This window comes from Bacillus sp. 05T31, from assembly GCF_056396725.1.
Map to the genome: position 1 here is coordinate 1 of NZ_JBFTMA010000499.1, position 3,325 is coordinate 3,325.

The 3,325-nt window shown below is 33.4% G+C and carries 3 protein-coding genes, 1 pseudogene and 1 other annotated feature; all 4 genes and pseudogenes read right to left on the reverse strand.

The window, feature by feature from the left end:
• Positions 1–1,034 (reverse strand): ABC transporter permease (locus tag AC1DJR_RS22840; RefSeq protein WP_477003572.1); only part of this gene is annotated, 1,034 nt, incomplete at its 3' end.
• Complete coding sequence (locus tag AC1DJR_RS22845) at positions 1,031–1,789, reverse strand: ABC transporter ATP-binding protein (RefSeq protein WP_477003573.1); 759 nt, start codon at positions 1,787–1,789, stop codon at positions 1,031–1,033. The genes AC1DJR_RS22840 and AC1DJR_RS22845, both read right to left, overlap by 4 nt.
• A complete protein-coding gene (locus AC1DJR_RS22850) occupies positions 1,782–1,931 on the reverse strand; it encodes a hypothetical protein (protein WP_002014003.1) in 150 nt (49 codons plus the stop codon). Before AC1DJR_RS22850 ends, AC1DJR_RS22845 begins: the two co-directional genes overlap by 8 nt.
• Before the next feature lie 77 nt (positions 1,932–2,008).
• Positions 2,009–3,014 (reverse strand): annotated as a pseudogene (locus tag AC1DJR_RS22855) (tryptophan--tRNA ligase).
• 51 nt (positions 3,015–3,065) lie between these two features.
• Positions 3,066–3,273 (reverse strand) — a binding site (T-box leader).
• Positions 3,274–3,325: the final 52 nt, after the last annotated feature.

Here is a 3,325-nt window from a genome sequence, read left to right on the forward strand (position 1 = left end):
GTTACAATTGCTATTTTAAAGTCAAAACTCATCGAATTAATTTGAAAATCAAATAAATGCTCTAGCCAACTTTGTAAAAAACGGTTACTTATTACAGCTAGTAACAAACCAAATATTCCACCAAAGAAATTAATTACACTACATTGAATAAATATAACTTTAAACATTTGTTTCGTTGTTGCTCCCATTGATCGCATAATAGCAAATTGGCTTTTATATTTATATAAAAACACTTCAAAATTAGACATTAATAATAACGAAGTAATAATAAGTATTAATACAGATAAAACAACTATAAAAATATGTAATGACGCTAAGTTACTTTTTAAAAACTCGTCTTCCTCCGCAATATCGATTCTTAATTCTTTGTCTATTTTATGAATTTGACTAGACAATGCTAGTACATCTGCATTCGCTTTTGCTTTTATCAACACATAAGTAGCCTCATTGTATTTACCTGTTTTTTCATATACGTGCTGTTTCACTGCACCTTCCGATAAAACAAGTATATCTGGAGCTGAACCTCCAGCTTCTATATCAGGTAAAACTTCTTTTACTACATAAGATTTATTTTCTATTTCAATCTTTTCTCCAACTTTTACTTGTAAAGTTTCCGCTAATCCATGATTTAATGTTACTTCCTCATTCGATAGATTTTTAGAGAAGTGATATCGACTTTTAGATAACGAATCATTTTGAACACCTACTGTATAAATAGCTGTATTCAATTTATTCACTTGCAAATGATTTACTAATACTTTTGAAATGTATTCAATATTTTCTTGTTCCTTAATATTTTGTAGTAAAGATTTATCCATCAATTTATTTTGATCAGGGTTATATCCAACAGATAAATCCATATCTCCATATAAATTTTTAACTTCATTTATAACAGACTGTTTCGCATGGCTCGAAAATACAATCATCGTAACAATTAGAGAAACAGCCAACATAACGCTAACTATAGAGGAGATAGCAGTAAATTTATTCGTCTTAAAAAAGCGTAAACYTAATCCYCGTACTGATTTTATCATTTTGATTTCTCCATTAATYTTTTAAATTTATCTAAAATRATATTTATATCATTTACTCCATGAGAACACGTATAATCATCAACAACTTCTCCATCATGAAAGAAAAGAACCCGATCTGCATACGTAGCAATGTGAGGATCATGAGTAACAAGAATCATACTTTGATTGAATCTTTGTTTCATATCGACCAGTACTCGTAAAATATCATTAGACGTATTGAAATCTAAATTTCCAGTAGGCTCATCTGCAAGAACAATTGGAGGAGATGTTATTAACGCCCTACCAATTGCAACACGTTGTTGTTGCCCCCCAGAAAGCTGAACTGGTCGATGATTTCTCCAATTTACTAAACCAAGAACATCTAATATTTTATTTGTTTTTTCTCGTATCTCCTCTTCTGAATCAGCTGATAATATGAGGGGTAACGCAATATTCTCTTCTACAGATAAATCCTTTAATAAATGAAATGCCTGAAATATGAATCCTATGTTATCCCGCCTGTACTCCGTCGCATATGGTTCAACAAACATATTTTTAGGGCCTTCACCATTTACATATACGACTCCCTCATCAGGCTTGTCTAAAGCACCAAGTATATTAAGTAATGTACTCTTCCCAGACCCACTCGTCCCCATTACGGCAAGAAGTTCTCCTTTATTTAACTCCAAAGATACATTTTGTAAGGCTCTAACATTTGTATCTACACTCTCATAAGTCTTACTTAAACCTTGAACTGCTAACACAATTTCACTCATCTTTATTCACCTCAACATTATTAAATGCTATTTCCTCCATTAGATTAACTTGAATTAAAATTTTTTCTTTTAGATTACTAGGTGGTATAATTTCTGTTCCTATTTGAAATAACAACATTTTTAATTCGAGAATTGCATCCATTTCTATCCCTCCCTTAATCTATATTGGTAACAAATTTAAATTTCGTTCGATTTTTTTATAAAAAAATAAGGGAACGCTTAACGTTCCCTCTCAAATCCAATTCGTTTTTTAATTTCCGCTAAATTTACCCCCGCGATTTCTCGTGCCCTCTCAGCACCTCTCTCTAACGCTTCATATAATAAATGCGGCTCATTCATATACATCTCATATTTCTCACGAGGTCCGGCTAATTCACGGTCTACAACGCGAAACAACTCTTTTTTCACATCGCCCCATCCAATGCCAGTTTCATATTTTTCACGCATCGACTGAATTTCATCTTCTGTCGCAAATTCTTTATAAATCATAAATAACGTTTCCAGTTCTTTCGGTTCATTCGGAAGTGAAGAATCTGTTTTGATTTTAAATATTAACTTTCGTAGCTTTTCTTTCTCTGCAAATAACGGGATAACATTCCCATAACTTTTACTCATCTTTCTTCCATCAAGACCAGGTAATATTGCACCTTCTTCTTGTATGACATACTCCGGAAGTGTAAATGTCGTGCAGAATGTATGATTAAAATACGTCGCAATATCACGCGCAATTTCAATATGCTGAATTTGGTCTTTTCCAACTGGTACATGAGTAGCTTGAAATAGTAATATGTCAGCTGCCATTAAAATCGGATACGTATATAATCCCATATTCACACCTGCATCAATTTCTAATCCCGCTTCTTTATTTTGCTCTACCTTCGCTTTATACGCATGGGCACGGTTCATAAGCCCTTTCGGAGTTAGACAAGCTAATATCCAATATCCAAGCTAATTCTAGAATTTCCGGCACTTCCGTTTGTCKGTAAAAAATAACKTCTTCRCYAAGTCCAAGTGATAACCAAGTAGCTGCTACCTCTTTCGTATAACTACTGAACTTTGCTGGATCATGCACAGCATTTAACGCATGATAATCAGCTATAAAGTACAATGCTTTTCCCTCATTATTTTTTGACATTTGCAATGCAGGTTTAATTGCACCAATATAATTTCCTAAATGCGGATAACCTGTCGGCTTAATTCCTGTTAACATTATTTTCCCACTCATACTAACTCCTCCTTTCTCAAAATAAAAAACAAAAAGAGCCTCTCATCCTTAAAAAAGGACGAGAGACTCCCGCGGTACCACCTTWATTAGCTATCATTAGCTCACTTCATACTTCGATAACGTGAAGTAACCGTCTTTACCTACTCATTTCAGTKAGAAGCTCCAGAGCCCATTCCATATTCATCCCTTACTGATTCCCACCACATATCAGCTCTCTGAAAAGTTTTGAACATGTACTCTTCTCTTTCATTGCTTTTTAGTTATTTTTTACATTTTATCACATTCGCATTTCAAATAAACATATATTTCCC